The 16,047-nt window shown below is 66.4% G+C and carries 13 protein-coding genes; 5 read left to right on the forward strand and 8 right to left on the reverse strand.

Annotation, left to right across the window (positions count from 1 at the left end; translation table 11 throughout):
- The first annotated feature begins 155 nt into the window (after positions 1-155).
- Positions 156-527 (forward strand): cupin domain-containing protein, encoded by a 372-nt coding sequence (locus AC0QDI_RS22480; RefSeq protein WP_474672026.1) that lies wholly within the window; start codon positions 156-158, stop codon positions 525-527.
- Between the two features lie 109 nt (positions 528-636).
- Here the strand turns inward: AC0QDI_RS22480 and AC0QDI_RS22485 are convergent, their stop codons facing one another.
- Both AC0QDI_RS22485 and AC0QDI_RS22490 read right to left on the reverse strand, forming a co-directional pair.
- Positions 637-879, reverse strand: coding sequence for a DUF8015 family protein (locus tag AC0QDI_RS22485; RefSeq protein WP_474672028.1), 243 nt, complete (start codon positions 877-879; stop codon positions 637-639).
- A gap of 119 nt (positions 880-998) precedes the next feature.
- On the reverse strand, positions 999-1,781 hold the full coding sequence (locus AC0QDI_RS22490; RefSeq protein ID WP_474672030.1) for an ABC transporter ATP-binding protein: 783 nt from the start codon (positions 1,779-1,781) through the stop codon (positions 999-1,001).
- Between the two features lie 209 nt (positions 1,782-1,990).
- Between AC0QDI_RS22490 and AC0QDI_RS22495 the strand changes: the two genes are divergently transcribed.
- Positions 1,991-3,652 carry a hypothetical protein gene (locus AC0QDI_RS22495; protein WP_474672032.1) on the forward strand — a complete coding sequence of 554 codons (1,662 nt, stop codon included), beginning with the start codon at positions 1,991-1,993 and terminating at the stop codon, positions 3,650-3,652.
- Positions 3,653-3,700: 48 nt separating this feature from the next.
- Here the strand turns inward: AC0QDI_RS22495 and AC0QDI_RS22500 are convergent, their stop codons facing one another.
- Together AC0QDI_RS22500 and carB are read right to left on the reverse strand one after the other, a co-directional pair.
- Complete coding sequence (locus AC0QDI_RS22500) at positions 3,701-4,540, reverse strand: VOC family protein (protein WP_474672034.1); 840 nt, start codon at positions 4,538-4,540, stop codon at positions 3,701-3,703.
- Between the two features lie 165 nt (positions 4,541-4,705).
- Positions 4,706-7,882 carry a carbamoyl-phosphate synthase large subunit gene (gene carB / locus AC0QDI_RS22505; RefSeq protein WP_474672036.1) on the reverse strand — a complete coding sequence of 1,059 codons (3,177 nt, stop codon included), beginning with the start codon at positions 7,880-7,882 and terminating at the stop codon, positions 4,706-4,708.
- Positions 7,883-8,142: 260 nt separating this feature from the next.
- Here carB and AC0QDI_RS22510 point away from each other — a divergent pair, with 260 nt between their 5' ends.
- Positions 8,143-10,497, forward strand: a complete 2,355-nt coding sequence (locus AC0QDI_RS22510; RefSeq protein WP_474672038.1) for a PAS domain S-box protein — start codon at positions 8,143-8,145, stop codon at positions 10,495-10,497.
- A 99-nt stretch (positions 10,498-10,596) separates the two neighbouring features.
- On the opposite strand, the gene AC0QDI_RS22515 is transcribed toward AC0QDI_RS22510, so the two are convergent.
- The 4 genes from AC0QDI_RS22515 to AC0QDI_RS22530 all read right to left on the reverse strand — a co-directional run bounded on the left by AC0QDI_RS22515 (position 10,597) and on the right by AC0QDI_RS22530 (position 13,731).
- Positions 10,597-11,130: a DUF5815 family protein gene (locus tag AC0QDI_RS22515; RefSeq protein ID WP_474672040.1), complete on the reverse strand. Its 534-nt coding sequence runs from the start codon at positions 11,128-11,130 to the stop codon at positions 10,597-10,599.
- A 517-nt stretch (positions 11,131-11,647) separates the two neighbouring features.
- Positions 11,648-12,058 (reverse strand): DUF7124 domain-containing protein, encoded by a 411-nt coding sequence (locus AC0QDI_RS22520; RefSeq protein WP_474672042.1) that lies wholly within the window; start codon positions 12,056-12,058, stop codon positions 11,648-11,650.
- Positions 12,059-12,139: 81 nt separating this feature from the next.
- Complete coding sequence (locus AC0QDI_RS22525) at positions 12,140-12,367, reverse strand: DUF7979 domain-containing protein (protein WP_474672233.1); 228 nt, start codon at positions 12,365-12,367, stop codon at positions 12,140-12,142.
- Positions 12,368-12,492: 125 nt separating this feature from the next.
- Entirely contained in the window at positions 12,493-13,731 is a 1,239-nt protein-coding gene (locus AC0QDI_RS22530) for an NAD(P)/FAD-dependent oxidoreductase (RefSeq protein WP_474672044.1), read from the reverse strand.
- A 303-nt stretch (positions 13,732-14,034) separates the two neighbouring features.
- Here AC0QDI_RS22530 and AC0QDI_RS22535 point away from each other — a divergent pair, with 303 nt between their 5' ends.
- Both AC0QDI_RS22535 and AC0QDI_RS22540 read left to right on the forward strand, forming a co-directional pair.
- Positions 14,035-14,616, forward strand: a complete 582-nt coding sequence (locus tag AC0QDI_RS22535) for a DUF6149 family protein (RefSeq protein WP_474672046.1) — start codon at positions 14,035-14,037, stop codon at positions 14,614-14,616.
- Between the two features lie 151 nt (positions 14,617-14,767).
- Positions 14,768-16,015, forward strand: a complete 1,248-nt coding sequence (locus AC0QDI_RS22540) for a polysaccharide deacetylase family protein (protein ID WP_474672048.1) — start codon at positions 14,768-14,770, stop codon at positions 16,013-16,015.
- Positions 16,016-16,047: the final 32 nt, after the last annotated feature.

Here is a 16,047-nt window from a genome sequence, read left to right on the forward strand (position 1 = left end):
ATTCCGTTCCAGTAGCGGGCTGGTCGCCTCCTGTGGGCTCACGTCGACGGCCGTCGGTGGACCGATATGTTCGGGGGAAGACCGACCCCGGCCGAACGCGTCGTCTCGGATACGGACGGACGTGTCCCCCGACCGCCACCCGGCGGAGATACCCAATGCCAGCAACCGACTTCGACACCGCACGGACGTACGACGAGCACCGATTCAGCACCCGGCCCGTTTTCCGGAGCGACCGGACGAAAGTCGTCCTCGGCTACTTCGAACCGGGACAGTTCATCCCGGTTCACGCCCCCGGCAGCGACGTGACGATCTGCGTTCGATCCGGTACCGGCGTCGTCCGCGAGGGCGAGACGGAACACCTCGTCGGCCCCGACGACGTGGTCGTCGTCGAGGCGAACGTCGACCGGGGCGTCCGAGCCGACGAGGACGGCCGACTCGAGGCCCTGCTCGTCACGAGCCCGCCGCCGACCGACGCCGAGCACGAGCCCGTCCGGGAGGGGCTCGAGCGCGGCGTCTTCGATCCGTAATTCGTCGAACCGAAGTACGCGTCGCTATCGGACGTTCGGGAGCGGCGAGTCAGTCACCCGAGAGTCACCGACCGCTCGGTCGCGAGCCATCCGGACGCCACTGCGAGACTCACGCGTCCTGCAGCCCGTTCGGCGGCCGGAAGAACAGCCCGTCGAACAGGGCGATCGAGGCGATGGCGACGCCGCCGAGCAGGGTCGCCTCGAAAGGGAGATCGAAGACGCGACCGGCGAGGAACGCGACTCCGAACGCGGCCGGAACCAGGCCGAGCAGGAGATCGTACCGGTCGATCGTCGAGACGCGATCGGCGAATCGAGGGATCCCATCGATTCCAGCGATGTCTCTCTGCGTCATCTATTCTCACCACCGGGCGAACGTACGATAGCCATCCACTAAAACGTACGGGAAATCGAACGGCACAGAGTGGAGCTACGGACCGCTACATCCGTTTCGCACGGTCTCGTCGTTGCGCGTCACTCGGCAGGCGGCTCCGCCGCCAGCCCCGCGTCGCCGTGCTCGCGCGTGATCTCGAGGAAGGCGTCCTCGAGACTTCGGGCGTCGCCGGTCTCGGCGCGGGTCTTGAGCGTCTCCGGTTCGCCCTCGGCGACGAGTTTCCCGTCGTGGAGGACGCCGATCTCGTCGGCCAGTTCGTCGACGACGGGAAGGATGTGCGTCGAGAGGAAGATCGTCATCTCTCGATCGGCGAGATCGGCGATCGTGTCTCGCATGGTCCGTGCCGCGCGGGGGTCGAGCCCGCTCGTCGGTTCGTCGAGGAAGGCGACGTCGGGTTCGTGCAACACCGCCTGGATGACGCCGACCTTCTGGCGCATCCCCTTCGAATAGTCCTCGATGCGTTTGTTCGCGTCCCCCAGCAGGTCGAATCGCTCGAGCAGCGATTCGATGCGCTCGCTCGCCTCCGCGTCGGGCATATCGCGGAGGCCGGCGGCGTATTCGAGTTGCTCCCGGCCGGTGAGTTCGTCGTAGACCGGCGGTTCTTCGGGGAGGTAGCCGATGTGGGGGGTGACGGACTCGCGCTCTCCGATCGAGTGGCCGGCGACGCGGGCCGTTCCCGCGGTCGGTTTGGTAAGCGTCGTCAGCATGCGCATCGTTGTCGTCTTCCCCGCGCCGTTCGGCCCGAGAAAGCCGTAGACGGTTCCCCGCTCGACGTCCATCGTCAGGTCGGAGACGGCGGTCGTCTCGCCGTACCGCTTCGTCAGTCCGTCGGTTTCGATGGCGGCGGCGTCGACAGGGCTCATACGCGTCCTTTTGCCGGCGTATAATTAAAGGTATGTCATGTTCGATCGCCGCCGGCGACCGCTGTGGCGGGCGGGAGAGCGTCCGACCCGACGGCCGACCGACGGGATCTGATGACAGAAATCCAAAGGGTTTACTGGCAGCACGACCCGGATTCGACTATGCACGCTGCCATATCGTCTGTCGACCGCTCGAGTCGAGGTGGACCCTGATGGCTCACGCGTCCGTTATCGTCGCCGGAACCGAGCTCCGACGGACCATCCGAGCGGTCGTCGGTAGTCGGACGAAACTGCTCATGATAGCGGTGGTCGCCCTGGTCGCGCTCGGCCCGGTCACGGCCGTCGGACTGCTCCTGTTGCCGGAACTGGGCGAGCAGGCCGCCGCCGCGTCCCTCACCGCGGACACCGCCGTCACGGTGACCGAGTATGTGACGGGCGGCGTCGCGGTACTGTGGGTGTTCCTGGTGGTGATGTCGATCATGCGGACCGTGACGACCGTCGCCGACGTGGACAAACCGGCCTTTCTCCTGTTATCGACGGCGGTTCGGAACGCCGTCGTCGGTATCGTCGCCGCCGAAACCGCGCTCTACGCGGGCGTTCTGATACCCTTCACGGCGCTTTTCGCCGCCGCGTTCGCGTACGGCGCGGGGACGGTGCTGCCGGTACTCGTCGCGCCGTTGCTCGTCGCCCTCCTCTTGCTCACCGCCATCCCCGTCGGATTCGTCGTCGGCATCTGGGTCCGTCACCTGATCACGGTCTACGAGCCGGTCGCCCGGTATCGAACGCTGCTGTTCGCCGCGTTCTGGCTCGTCTACTTCGGCGCGATCGCGACCGGCGGACTGAACGCGGTCATGTGGTCGCTGTTCACGACGTTGCAGACCAGCCCGCTCGGGTGGCCCGGTCACCTGCTGCTGGTCGGGGTCCCCGGCATCGACCCGTCGACGATCGGCATCGTCGGTGCGGTCGCCGGATCCGCCCTCCTCGTCGGCGTCGCCTTCGTCGCCGGCGTCCCCTCCGCACAGCGCCACTGGTTCGCGGATCCGGCTCGCACCGACGACGAGGAGGTCGACGAAGAGACGTCGTCCGACCGACTCGCCGACCTCCTCCCGGGAACCGTCTCGCGACCGGTCCGGACGGTAGCGGTGACGGCGGTTCGTCGGACGAAGCGAGCGCCGATCCGATTGGCGTACGCCGGCTACCCGCTGCTCGGCGCGCTCGGCTTCATCCAGCAGATCGTCGAGAGCGGCACGGTCCCCTCGTTCATGGCCGTCACGTTCTGTCTGTACGTGGTCTGGGCGGCCGGCGTCCTGTTCACGCTCAACCCGCTCGGCGACCTCGGACCGGCCCTGCCCGCCGTCGTCACGTCGACGCTCACCGGCCGGCAGGCGATCCGCGGCCGCATGCTCGCCGGTGCGCTCGTCGCCGTTCCGCTCGCCCTCCTCGTGTCGCTCGCCTTCGGACTCGTCAGCCCGCTCTCGCTCGAGCACACCGCGGCGTTAGTCGCCGGCACCGTCGTCGGCGCGCTCGTCACGCCGGCGCTGGCCGCCGGGATCGGCTCGGCGTTCCCCCGCTTTGGCAGCGTCAAGCTCACCAACAAACGCGAGGCGGTGATGCCGAGCAAGACGGCGTTCGTCGTCTACACGCTCTCGATCGCGCTCCCGACGGTCGCCGCCGTCGTGTTGTACCTCGAGGCCCCCGACCTGATCGCCGGCGTCGTCTCGTCGGTTTCCGCGTGGACGCCGCTCCCCGACGTTTCGATCTCCGCCCGCGCCATCACCGTCGGTTCTTGGATCGTCCTGATCGCGGGACTGATCGCGCCGGTCGTCGCTTATCACTACGCGGTCGAGCGCTTCGAGTGGTACGCCCTCGAGTGAGCGCACCGTCTCGGACGCGACCCGCTGGATCGATCCGCTCGTCGGACGCTACGCCGCCCGGATTCGGATCGAAATTCCGTCCGGATCCGTGAGTTCGAGGCCGTCGGTCCGGTCGGCGACCGCGACGTCGGCGTCGTCGAGGCGGCGGCGAACGGTCGCGAGCGTCTCCTCGTCCGGGACGACGAACTCGAACCACTCGAGTCCGCGACCGCCCACCGGCTGCGACCGGCCGTTCCACGCGTTCGTCCCGAGGTGGTGGTGGTACTCACCGGCCGCGAGGAACAGCGCCGATTGCGCCTCCGTCTGCACGGTTAACCCCAGCGTCTCGACGTAGAACTCCCGCGTCGCGTCGATCGAGGACACTTCCAGGTGGACGTGTCCGACGGTCGTTCCGGCGGGAGCGGCCGCGCTTCCGTCCGACCGGGCGGCAACGTCGTCGAGATCGAGCGGGGCCGTTCCGATCCGTATCGTCCCGTCGCTCGCACGCGGCCACTCCGCTCGCGGCCGGTCGGTATAGATTTCGACGCCGTTGTCCTCGGGATCGGTGCAGTACAGCGCTTCGCTCACGTAGTGATCGGACGCGCCGTCGAGGTGCCACCGCTCGCGGATCCGCTCGAGTGCGGCACCGAAGGCGGTCCGCGTCGGGACCTTGAACGCGTTGTGAAAGAGTCCCGCCTGATCGCGACCCCTGGGCGATGCGCTCTCGTCTCGACGCAAGACGAGCAACGGCGTTTCGCCGACGCCGAGCGTCGCCGTCGTTTCACGCCGCGTGAGAAGCGAGAGGCCGACGACGTCTCGATAGAAGTCGATCATCCCGTCGAGATCGGTCACGAGCAACGCGGTACGACCGATCCGAGCCGTATCCGGGAGGAGAGAGCGTTCAGTCATCGTTTCGTGTTATTTTCGAGAGAGCGCTATATCCTTCTTTGCGGACGGCGGAATCACTACGTGACACCGGCGTTACCGGGTCGCCGCCTCGAGCGAACGGACGACGGCCGTCCGCTGATCGAAATGTCGGTAGAAACGACCGACGAGTGGGCGTCTCGGGCCGACTTACTCCGCGTCGCCCCAGTCGGCCGCGCGCTTCGGACGGTCGGAGACCGATTCGACCTCGAGTTCCCCGTCGAACTCATCGAGCGCTTCGACGTAGGCCTCGGCGCTGGCGACCGTCGAGAGGTAGGGGATCTCCTCCTCGACGGCCATCTCGAGGGAGTCGCGGTCGCGGCTGACGACGAAGTCGACCTCGCTCTCGCGGATGGCCTGTGGCACGTCGTCGAACTCGGCCACCTCGAAGTGGTTCTCGAAGCCGTCGACGTCGAGGTCGACCACGGCGGTCCCCTCGCTGACGGCGTTGCCGGCCGCCTGCTGGGCCTTCCAGTAGGCCGTCCCGAAGCCACTGGCCGTGCCCATGACCTCGCCGGTGGATTTCATCTCCGGCCCGAGACGCGGGTCCGAGCCCGGCAGGCGGTCGAAGGGCAGGACGACCTCCTTGACCGAGGTGTGTTCGGGGATCTGCTCGTCGGTCTCGAGGCTCTCGAGGGTCTCGCCGGCCATGACCTTCGCGGCGAGTTTGGCGATCGGGACGCCGGTCGCCTTCGAGACGAACGGGACGGTTCGCGAGGAGCGGGGGTTCGCCTCGAGGACGTAGACCTCTCCGTCACGAACGGCCAGCTGAACGTTCAGCAGGCCCTTGGTCTTGAGCGCCGCGGCGATGTCCTCGGTGACCTCGCGGACGCGCTCGAGCGTCTCCTCGTCGAGCGAGCGCGGCGGGATCATGCAGGCGGAGTCGCCCGAGTGGACGCCCGCCGTTTCGACGTGTTCCATGATGCCGCCGATGACGACGTTGCGGCCGTCCGAGACCGCGTCCACGTCGAGTTCGATCGCGTCCTCGAGGAAGTCGTCGACCAGGATCGGCTTCTCGGGGCTGACGCGGACGGCCTCCTCGATGTAGGTCTCGAGTTCGTCGTCGTCGTAGACGACGTCCATCGCGCGACCGCCCAGCACGTAGGACGGACGAACGAGGACGGGGTAGCCGATGCCGTGGGCGAGCTCGAGTGCCTCCGCCTTCGAGAAGGCGGTGCCACCCTCGGGCTGGGCGATGCCCAGTTCGTCCATCAGCGCGTTGAAGCGGTCGCGGTCCTCCGCGAGGTCCATCGCTTCGACGCTCGTCCCCATGACCTCGCAGTCGAGGCCGCGGCGCTTCAGTTCGTCCTCGAGCGGTTCGCCGATGTTGACGGAGGTCTGGCCGCCGAACTGGACCATCACGCCGTCGGCACCGGTCGCTTCGGCGACGTCGGCGACCTCTTCGGCCGTAATGGGCTCGAAGAACAGGCCGTCGGAGGTGTCGTAGTCGGTCGAGACCGTCTCGGGGTTGTTGTTGACGACGTAGGCGTCGATGCCGAGTTCGCGCAGGGCGCGGACCGCGTGAACCGAACAGTAGTCGAACTCGACGCCCTGTCCGATGCGGATCGGGCCGCCGCCGACGACGATCACGCTCTCGATGTCGCGGTCGACCTCGAGCTCGCCCGCCGCGGCGTCGCCGAGCAGCGGACCGGACTCGAACTCGGACTTGCGCGCGGAGTAGTAGTACGGCGTCTCGGCCTCGAACTCGCCGGCGCAGGTATCGACCTGTTTGTAGGTGCGGCCCGGCACTTCGGTTTCGACGGTGTCGACGTCCGCGCCGGCGGCCGAGGCGATCGTCGCGTTGGTGTGGCCGGCGATCGCGGCCTCGGTGAAGTCGCCCTCTTGGGCGGCGAGCGTGGAGTCGGCGATGCGCTTCAGGCGCTCGGTGTACCACTCGAAGATACCGGTGAGTTCCTGGACTTCCTCGACGGTGTAGCCGCGTTCGAACGCCTCGAACATCGCGTACGGCCTGTCGGGGGAGGGACGGGTGAGGTATCGCTCCTCGAGTTCCTCGTCGCTGACCTCGGCCCAGTCGGCATCGGGTTCGTACTCGGAAGAGCGCAGCGCCTTCAACAGGCTCTCCTCGAAGGTGCGGCCGATGGCCATCGCCTCGCCGGTCGACTTCATGGCCGTCGTCAGCTCGAAGTCGACGTCGTCGAACTTGTCTTTGGGCCACCGCGGAACTTTGGTAACCACGTAGTCGATCGCGGGCTCGAAGGCGGCGGTGGTCTCGCCGGTGATCTCGTTCGTGATCTCGTGGAGGCGCTTGCCGAGTGCGACCTTCGCGGTCACGCGGGCGATCGGATACCCGGTCGCCTTGGAGGCGAGCGCGGAGGAGCGCGAGACGCGCGGGTTGACCTCCACCACTCTGTACTCGCCGCCGGGAGTGCCGTCGTCGCGCCAGGCGAACTGGATGTTACAGCCGCCCTGGATACCGAGTTCGCGGATGACGTCGAGCGCGGCGGTGCGCATCTCCTGGTGACCCTCGTCGGGGACGATCTGGGAGGGCGTGACGACCGTCGACTCGCCCGTGTGGATCCCCATGGGGTCGATGTTCTCCATGTTGCAGATGATGATACAGGAGTCGTCGGCGTCGCGCATCACTTCGTACTCGTACTCGACCCAGCCGGCGATGGACTCGGTGATGAGGACCTCGCTGTTGCGCGAGAGGCGAAGGCCCTTGCGGACGCGACGCAGCAGTTCGTCCATCTCGCCGACGACGCCGGAGCCGGACCCGCCGAGCGTGTAGGTCGTGCGGGCGATGACCGGGAGTCCGCCGACCTCGTCGACTGCGTCCTGTACGCGCTCTTTCAGGTCTTCCTCGGTCAGCTCCGAGACCTGCTCGTCCTCCTCGAGCGAAATCGTGGTCGAGGCGGGAACCGGCTGGCCGATCTTCTCCATGCGCTGGCGGAAGAGGTCGCGGTCCTCCGTCGCGTAGATCGTGTCCAGGGGCGTGCCCATGATCTCAACGTCGTACTCCTCGAGGACGCCCTCCTCGGCGAGTTCGGCGGTGACGTTCAGGCCGGTCTGGCCGCCCAGGCCGGCGATGACGCCGTCGGGTCGCTCCTTACGGATGATCTCGGCGATAGCGTCGGTCGTGATCGGCTCGATGTAGACCTCGTCGGCCATCTCCGGATCCGTCATGATCGTCGCGGGGTTCGAGTTGACGAGGACGACGCGGGCACCTTCCTCCCGAAGTGCTCGGCAGGCCTGTGCGCCGGAGTAGTCGAACTCGGCGGCCTGTCCGATCTGGATCGGGCCGCTCCCGATCAACAGGATCGTGCGCCCGTCCCCCGTCTCGTCGTCTGCGGCGGTGTCCGTACTCATTTGTCTTGTCGGAGTGGAGTTCGTACATCGTAATAAGCCCCACGATACAGTACGAATCTCGAAACGGCTTTTCGAAATTCGAACCCGAGTGCGGGATTTTCCGGGATCGCCGGTTTCCCGCACGCGCGGCCGATATCTTCGGGATGGGTGTGAACCACTCCCTCGATTCTGTCTCGATCGCGGTCGCTGTTTCGAGCGGTGATAACCGCAGCCGGGCCGTACCGCTTATGACACCTCGTTCCCTCCTTCGAGTCGACTAGATGGCTGCGTTCGGCACCAGCGGTTTTCAGCGCTGCCCTCCCGTTGTCTACGCGGATCCGGACCCAGAGGCCCGGCGGCGGCTCGCCCGGGAACTCGATGCGACCGCCGACCTCGCGGTCGAATCCGTCGCGACGGTGACTGGCCTCCGAGACGCACTCGCCGACGGGTGTGCGTGCGTCATCACCGAGTCCCGACTCGAGGGGACGGACGCGCTCTCGCTGTACGAGCGCCTCCGCGCCGACGGTCTCGCGGACGTGCCGTTCGTCCTCTACACCGCTGACGGCGACGAGACGCTCGCCAGCGACGCCATCACGGCGGGCCTGTCGGGGTACGTCCCGAAAGATCGCGAGGATTCGATCGAGCGGCTGCTCGCTCAACTCGAGACGGTCGTCGACGCGGCTCCTGACGGCGACGAACCTGGAACCGATGGCCGACCCGGATCGGCGCGAGAACGGCGCCCCTCCCGAACCGAACGCGACCGATTCGCCGCGGTGTTCGAGCACAGTCCCGATCCGATCATCGTGTTGCGTGACGACGGGGCGAAACGGATCGTCGACGTCAATCCGGCGTTCGAGGAGACCTTCGGCTACGCGAAATCGGACGTCACCGGCGGCGCGATCGACGACGTGCTCGTTCCGGACGACGGCGATCCAGTGGCCATCGCCGACGCGGTGGGTCTCGAGTCGGTCGTCACGGCCCACGTGGAGCGACTGACGGCGGACGGTCGGGGCGCGTTCCGCCTCGTGGGCTTTGCGACCGAGATCGACGACGAGGTCCACGAGTACGCGATCTATACCGACGTTAGCGACCGGAAGCGACGGGAACGGGAACTCGACCGATACCGAACCCTCGTCGAGACGGTCGGCGATTCGATGTACGTCCTCGATGCGGACGGGAAGATCGAGATGGTCAACGACGCGATGGCCGACAGACTCAGCGAATCGCGCGCGAACCTCATCGGAACGTATCCGTCGGACTATATGTCCACCGACGACGTCGAGCAGGGGACCGAGACGCTGCTCGAGATTCTCGAAGACGATGAGCGACGCTCGGGAACCTTCGAGATGCGATTCGAGCCCGTCGACGGCGAGCCGTACATGGCGGAGGACAACGTCGCACCGCTGGTCGAAGACGGAGAGCTGGCCGGCAGCGTCGGCGCCATCAGGGATATCGCCGATCGGAAGGAACGCGAACGACAGATTCGGCGGCTCCACGACGGAACGCGCAGACTGATGGCGGCGGAAGGTGCCGAAGAGGTCGCTCGCGTCGCGAGCGAGGTCGCCCGCGACGCGCTCGAGTTGCCGGTCAACGCCGTCCACCTCTACGACGAGGCCGACGACGCGCTCGTCCCCGTCGCCGTCACCGACGGAACCGCGGAGTTGCTCGGCGACGTTCCCGCGATCGAACGCGACGGCGGACTCGCCTGGGACGCCTACGAGGCCGGCGAGGCGATCGCCCACGGCGACGTGCGCCACGATCCGAACGTGAGAAATCCCGAGACGCCGATCCGCAGCGAGGCGCACATCCCGATCGGCGATTCGGGGCTGTTCATCGTCAGCTCGACCGAGCGCAACGACTTCGACGAGGAGGCCCTCGCGCTCGCGAAGATCCTCGTCGCCAACGTCGAGGCCGCCCTCCAGCGCGCCCGCCGCGAGGACGAACTCGCCGCTCGGACGGCCGAACTCGAGCGCCAGAACGACCGCCTCGACGCCTTCGCCAGCACCGTTTCCCACGATCTGCGGAATCCGCTGACCCTCGCCGCGGGCCACCTCGAGAACCTCGAACCGCACGTCGACGACGACGGCGAGCGCTACCACGAGGAGACCGCGTGGGCGCTCGATCGGATGAACGACCTCATCGAGAGCGTCCTCGCGCTCGCCCGTAGCGGGCAGCAATTGACCGACACGGCACCGGTCGCTCTCGATACGGTCGTCGACCAGGCCCACCGCACCGTCGACCCGACGCTCGAACTCGTCCGCGACGAGCCGTTACCGACGATAGAGGCCGACGCGGATCGGCTGCTCGTCTGCTTCGAGAACGTCTTCCGAAACGCCCGCGAGCACGCCGGCACCGACGTAACGCTCACGATCGAGGCCATCGACGGCGGGTTCGCGATCGCCGACGACGGTCCCGGCGTCCCGCCGGACGAGCGCGACGACATTCTCGAATCGGGGTACAGCACCGCCGCGGAGGGGACCGGCTTCGGCCTAGCGATCGTCGCCGAGGTCGTCGACGCACACGGCTGGTCGATTGCGGTCGAGGAGAGCGAAGACGGCGGGCTCCGATTCGAGATCGGTATCGGGGACCGAGACGACTCGAGCGTGCCGACCGCATCGATGGGCAACGCGGAATGACGGCCTGGCGCGGCTATCAGCTGCGTGCGTCCGCCCCGAGTCCGAAGCGGTATGATACTCAAATCGGTGACTGTCCGGTAAAGCGACGGCCACTCGCCCTCAGATCGGTCTATCGTGTTCGCTCTCGAAGTTCCGCTGTCGCCGGTACTGATCGACGAACTCGCTCACGTCGAACTCGAGCATCTGGGACTCGAACTCGGTGATCGCGGCGTCGTCCTCGGCGTGACTGACCGCGTGTTCCATGAGTTCGACGACGAGTTCGACGACGACCTCGTGGAGCCGCCGGGCGTCGAAGTCGGTCATCCACAACAGCGTGTAGCCGACCGCACCGTCGTCGCTCGCGTCGTGGACGGCCACGCTCTCGGGAAACTCCTCGAGGACGATCCCCAGCAGGTGGGGCGTCCCGAACGACTCGAACTCGTCGTCGGTGTCGATCGTCTCCTCGAGCACGGCCACGAGCGATTCGGGGAAAAAGCGCGAGGGCGGATGGACGTCCGTCACGACGGCGTGGGTATCGCCGCAGGGACATGCGTACTCGCGCATTCCCAGGTCGATCTCGTGGGGGTCGACGAGTTCCCCGCAGGGAAGCTCGAGCCCGTCGCCGCCGGCACCCGGAACGGGGGCGTCTGCCATTGCCGCCGCTTCGTGTGGGGCGGGCATAAGGGCGACGACTCGGGTTATTGCTCGAATACGGAGGGTGGGAGACGCTGGTCGGTGGCAGCACGTCGCCTGATGTATCTCGTTCCCACTGCTCGAGCCTCGATGGTCGATTCGTTCGGAGGCTCCGCCCGACATCTGTTCCCCAGGCGGCATTCGGATGAAATCCGTGTTCGGTAGAACTGTGAATGGAGCAGGGAGTTCTGATGGATAGACGGTGAGAGAAGTGTCCTGCTATCGTGGCAACACGGAATCGCCACGCCCTCCCCAGCCGATTCGCTCGTTCACTTCGTTCTCTCGCTCATCCCTCGCACAGTGGTATCGACCGGCCTCACTCTCGTTCGGCCGGTCGACAGTGCGCGCCACCGCACGCCGGGTGGCCAGTCTGGAGTGAGACGTGGTTTCCCTGTATCGAGCAACGGGGGAGATTCTCGACCCCGCGAAAACGGTCACGTTCGACGATTGATTCGCCGCGGATGCATCGCGCTGCGTTTCAGGGCCAGTCGTCGCGGACCTGCTCCGCGTCGTCTTCCTCGTCTTCGGCGTGGGTCGCCAGAACCCAGTCGGCCGCCTCGGCGGCGTCCTCGACGGCGAGGTACTCCCAGCCGACCTCGTCGGCCAACCGTTCGTCCGCCTCGTCGGCACCGACGTAGACGTAGCGGTCGGTGTCGAACTGATCTTTGACGCCCTCGAGACTCTCCGCTTTCCCGCGGGGGCCGGAGAAGAAGTCCTGCCGGATGCGGTTCTTCCGCGTGAAGTTCGTCACGACGTAGGTCGGCTTCTCCGAGACGACGCCGATGTATTCGGTCCAGCCTCTGGCGTCTTCGAACACGCGCTCGGGCGAGGCGACCTCTTTGAGCGCCTCGAGTTCGAAGGCCAGGGTCATGTCGCTGTCGCCGTTCATGCGTCATCGAACGCCGGCACGCGGGAAAACGACTTCGATACGTGTGGCGCTACACTCGGCGGACCCGTACGGTTGGGCCGTTCAAACGCGTTCGACGCGGTAGTAGTCCGTGAAGACGATAATCTCACCCGGCTCGAGGTCCGTCGCTGTGATCGGAACGACCCGATCGCCCGTGACGGCCCCGTAAAACGCGGCCAGCGTCTCCGAACTGAGTTGGTCGACGTGTCGAACGGTCGCGTTCCGTTCGACGGACTCGACGCGCTCGAGCGTCAGTGAACGAGACCGGAGTGTACTGGCTGCCATGTCTATTGGTACCAAATACCATTCTACGACTTAACCGTTTCCCCCTCTCGACGAAGCTTCGACGAGACCGACGAAAGCGGCGATTGCGACGAATACGGAGTGCGACGAAAACGAGGCCTCGGGACGAGGGGTTACTGCTCCTGTGCCGGTGCGAGGTCGTCGAGGTCGACGGACGGTTCCATGAGCACGTCGGCCTGATCGGCGACGACGCGCTGTTCGCGCATCAGTTGTTTGAACTTGCTCTGGGGCGAGAGATCGCCGATGAGGACCCCGCCGACGATCTTGCCGTCCTTGAAGGCGACGCGTCGCCACTCGGTGTCGCTGTAGCGTCGTTCGGCGTGTTCGTCGCCCAGCGTCGGGTGACCGAAGGAGAGGAACGGGAAGTCGAAGTGCGTGATGGAGTACGAAGAGACCCACTGGAACTCCTCGGACTCCTCGTCGGCGGCCATGTTGATCGCCGCGACTCGCCCTTGTTCCTTGGCCGAGCCCCACGAACCGTTCTGGGCCCGCTCGCCCAGCAGGACGTCGTGGAAGCGAGTGAGGTCGCCGGCCGCGTAGATGTCGTCGACGGACGTCTGCATGTACTCGTCGACGACGATCCCGTTGTCCTCCTCGAGGCCGGCCCCGCGGAGGAACTCGGTGTTGAAGGTCAGCCCGATGGCGGCCCCGACGAAGTCGCACTCGTAGCGGTCGCCGTTGGGATCGACGGCTGCGGTGACGCGGCCGTCGTCGTCCGTCTCGAAGCGATCGACGCCGCTGTCGAAGACGGGGTCGACGCCGACTCCGCGCATGCCCTCGTGCATGATCTCGGCCCCGTCGGCCGAGAGCGCGTACCGCCACCAGCGGTCGCCGCGCATCAGGAAGTCGGCGTCGATTCCCTGCGCCCCGCAGACGGCCGCGAAGTCGATACCGAGCAGACCGGCACCGACGATGACGCCCGTGTCCGCCCGTTCGGCGTGCTCGCGGATGGCGCGGGCGTCCTGAAACGTCCAGAAGTGATGGACGCCGTCGGCATCGCTGTTTTCGACGGGCAACTGGGTCGGCGTCCCGCCGGTCGCGACGAGCAGCTTATCATAGGAGAGTTCCCCGCTGTCGTGCGTATGAACGACGTTCGCGTCCGTGTCGACGCTCGTCACGTACGTGTTCAGCGAGAGTTCGATATCGCGGTCCTCGTACCACTCTTCGTCGTGGATCGAGATGGGGGCTTCGGGGAGTTTGCCTTTCGCGTGTTCTTTGATGAGAATCCGATTATACAGCGGCTCCCCCTCATCGGTGATGACGGTAATCTTCGCATCCGGGTCTTCCTCCCGGAGGGTCTCGGCGGCCGAACTACCCGAGATCCCGTCACCGATGATGACGTACTGAGTCATATCCCGAACGTTCGTAATGCGGGTTAAAGTGGGTTGCTATCTCGTCTATTTTGCCAGACCGGCCGGCAGGACCCAACGGTCGTAAACTCCGTGACGAATTTCACTACCAGAATAACGCCTCGGCCCCTGTTCGGACACCATAGTTTGAAGAGCAAGGATTGCTGGTATCTCTGACGAACACGTCCGTCCCGCCGAGCGACCGAATCGGGGAACGGAGGCGACCTCGAGTGGCGACTCTTCCCGGAGGCGTCCCGAACATCGTCGTTCGAACTGTTCTTTACGGTCCCGTCCGAACGGGACGATATGAAACTCCGCCAGAACGCGAAACACTTCGCCTATCGGAAATCCCTCGAGACGCCGGGGATCCGCTCGGTCGCGAACGCGGGGCTCGTCAAACTCCACACCAGGATCTTCACCGGCAAAGCCGATCCCGACCGCGCCGAGGAACGACGGGCGCACCTCGAGGGGCTCTTCGACGCGACGATGGACGCCTACCTACGGGCGCTCCAGGAGGGCTACTCCGAGGCCGAGGCCCGCGAGATCACGCACATTCAGGCCAACTTCGACTTTTACAACCACGGCTGGACCGAGATGATGGAGTTTCCCAGCGACGAACTCGAGGCCCACTACGACCGCTACCGCGAGTTCTTCGACCGGTGGGACGTGACGATCGACGACCCCCTCGGCCAGTTCGCCCCGCCCGAGGGCCTTCCCGAAGCGCCCTCGACGCCCGAGCGACTCGAGGACCCCGAGCACCCCCACGCCGAGGGCGGCTTCGCCGACGACGTCTACGTCGAGACGGACGACGGCGAGCTCGTCGTCGGTGGACAGGAGGAACTCGAAGACGTGGACGTTTCGCAGGCCGTCGAGAGCGAGGACGACTGAGACGAGGGGACTACGCACGCCGACTCGTCACCGGTCCGCCTGAATCCGCACGGTACGGACCAGTTACCGCCGTGAACGGTCGCCCGTCTTCACGACGCGGATACAGTAACTCGTTCATAACAATAATTCGATCTGATGTTTTTCGTCGGTAATGCGACGACGAACCTATCTCGCAGCAGCCGCGACGCTGCCGCTCGCGGGCTGTGCCGAGACGGAGACGGGTGCTTCGACGGACGAGCCGACGAGCAGTTCGCCGAACACCGATCCGCACCCCGACGGTTCGGACGACGGCGTGACCGACGAGCCGACGCCGGCCGAAACCGTCGACGACTTCGAGGAGCTAGCCGCCTGGAACGCCGTCGGCGGAACCCTCTCGCCGGCCTCCGACCGCGCCGTCGTCGGCTCGCAGAGCGCTCGCTTCGATATTCCGGCGAGCGAGTCCAGTTCCAGGCTCACCCGGGAGTTCTCGTCGCCGTTCGACTGGTCGACCGCCGCACCCGGCGTCGCCGTCGCATCGGACGACCTCGTCGTCCCCTGGCTGCGGCTGGTCGACGTCGACGGCAACTGGGCCGACTTCCGGCGGGGGATCAAGGGCGGCCTGCCGCTCGTGCGGTACAACTTCGGCGTCAAGGAGCTCTCGGACGGGTTCGATCCGAGCGCGGTCGAGACGGTTCACCTGCTCGTCTGGACGGGCGAGGGAACGTCGGGGACCGTCTGGTTCGACGATCTCCACGTCGTCCCGCGACCGGAACGGGGGAAGGTGATGATCCAGTTCGACGACGCCCACGTCACCGACTACACGGAAGCGCTACCGATCCTCGAGGAGTACGGCTACCCCGCGGTCTCGTTCGTTACGACCGGCTACGTCGACGGCGGCACCGTCGGCGGTGATCCACGGCTCTCGACGGGCCAGGTCCGCGAACTCCACGACGCTGGCTGGTGCATCGCTAACCACACCGTCAGCCACCCTGAGCTGCCGTCGCTCAGCCGCGACGAGCAGGCCGCCGAGATCCGCGGCGGACAGCAGTGGTTGCGCGAGCGAGACCTCGACGACGGGGCCGACTACTTCGCCTACCCGTTCGGGGCCTACGACGCGACGACGCTCGAGGTCGTCGCGGACCACCACGATCTCGCCTGGGCTGGTGGACCCCCAGCGCAGGGATACCTGACGAACCGCACACAGGCACCGCGGATCGGGAACCCGAGCGCCGACCAGGCTCGAGCGGCGATCGAACGCGCGGCGTCCGTGCCCGGGATTACGTCGCTGTTCTTCCACCGACTCGAGGGCGACCACCTCGAAACCTTCGAGGCGACGATCGAAACGATCCACGAGCACGAGTCCGCCGGCGAAGTCGACGTGATCCTGCCGGCGGATCTCGAACGGGAGTTCCTCGTCTAGGTCTTCCGCTGACGGCTGATTGCCGCCGATTC

Source organism: Natrinema sp. LJW11, from assembly GCF_056135975.1.

What these genes read in the sequence shown, in the direction of transcription:
- AC0QDI_RS22480 (WP_474672026.1), top strand. Translation starts at nt 156, where the DNA reads ATGCCAGCAACCGACTTCGACACCGCACGGACGTACGACGAGCACCGA.
- AC0QDI_RS22485 (WP_474672028.1), bottom strand. Translation starts at nt 879, where the DNA reads ATGACGCAGAGAGACATCGCTGGAATCGATGGGATCCCTCGATTCGCC.
- AC0QDI_RS22490 (WP_474672030.1), bottom strand. Translation starts at nt 1,781, where the DNA reads ATGAGCCCTGTCGACGCCGCCGCCATCGAAACCGACGGACTGACGAAG.
- AC0QDI_RS22495 (WP_474672032.1), top strand. Translation starts at nt 1,991, where the DNA reads ATGGCTCACGCGTCCGTTATCGTCGCCGGAACCGAGCTCCGACGGACC.
- AC0QDI_RS22500 (WP_474672034.1), bottom strand. Translation starts at nt 4,540, where the DNA reads ATGACTGAACGCTCTCTCCTCCCGGATACGGCTCGGATCGGTCGTACC.
- carB (WP_474672036.1), bottom strand. Translation starts at nt 7,882, where the DNA reads ATGAGTACGGACACCGCCGCAGACGACGAGACGGGGGACGGGCGCACG.
- AC0QDI_RS22510 (WP_474672038.1), top strand. Translation starts at nt 8,143, where the DNA reads ATGGCTGCGTTCGGCACCAGCGGTTTTCAGCGCTGCCCTCCCGTTGTC.
- AC0QDI_RS22515 (WP_474672040.1), bottom strand. Translation starts at nt 11,130, where the DNA reads ATGGCAGACGCCCCCGTTCCGGGTGCCGGCGGCGACGGGCTCGAGCTT.
- AC0QDI_RS22520 (WP_474672042.1), bottom strand. Translation starts at nt 12,058, where the DNA reads ATGAACGGCGACAGCGACATGACCCTGGCCTTCGAACTCGAGGCGCTC.
- AC0QDI_RS22530 (WP_474672044.1), bottom strand. Translation starts at nt 13,731, where the DNA reads ATGACTCAGTACGTCATCATCGGTGACGGGATCTCGGGTAGTTCGGCC.
- AC0QDI_RS22535 (WP_474672046.1), top strand. Translation starts at nt 14,035, where the DNA reads ATGAAACTCCGCCAGAACGCGAAACACTTCGCCTATCGGAAATCCCTC.
- AC0QDI_RS22540 (WP_474672048.1), top strand. Translation starts at nt 14,768, where the DNA reads ATGCGACGACGAACCTATCTCGCAGCAGCCGCGACGCTGCCGCTCGCG.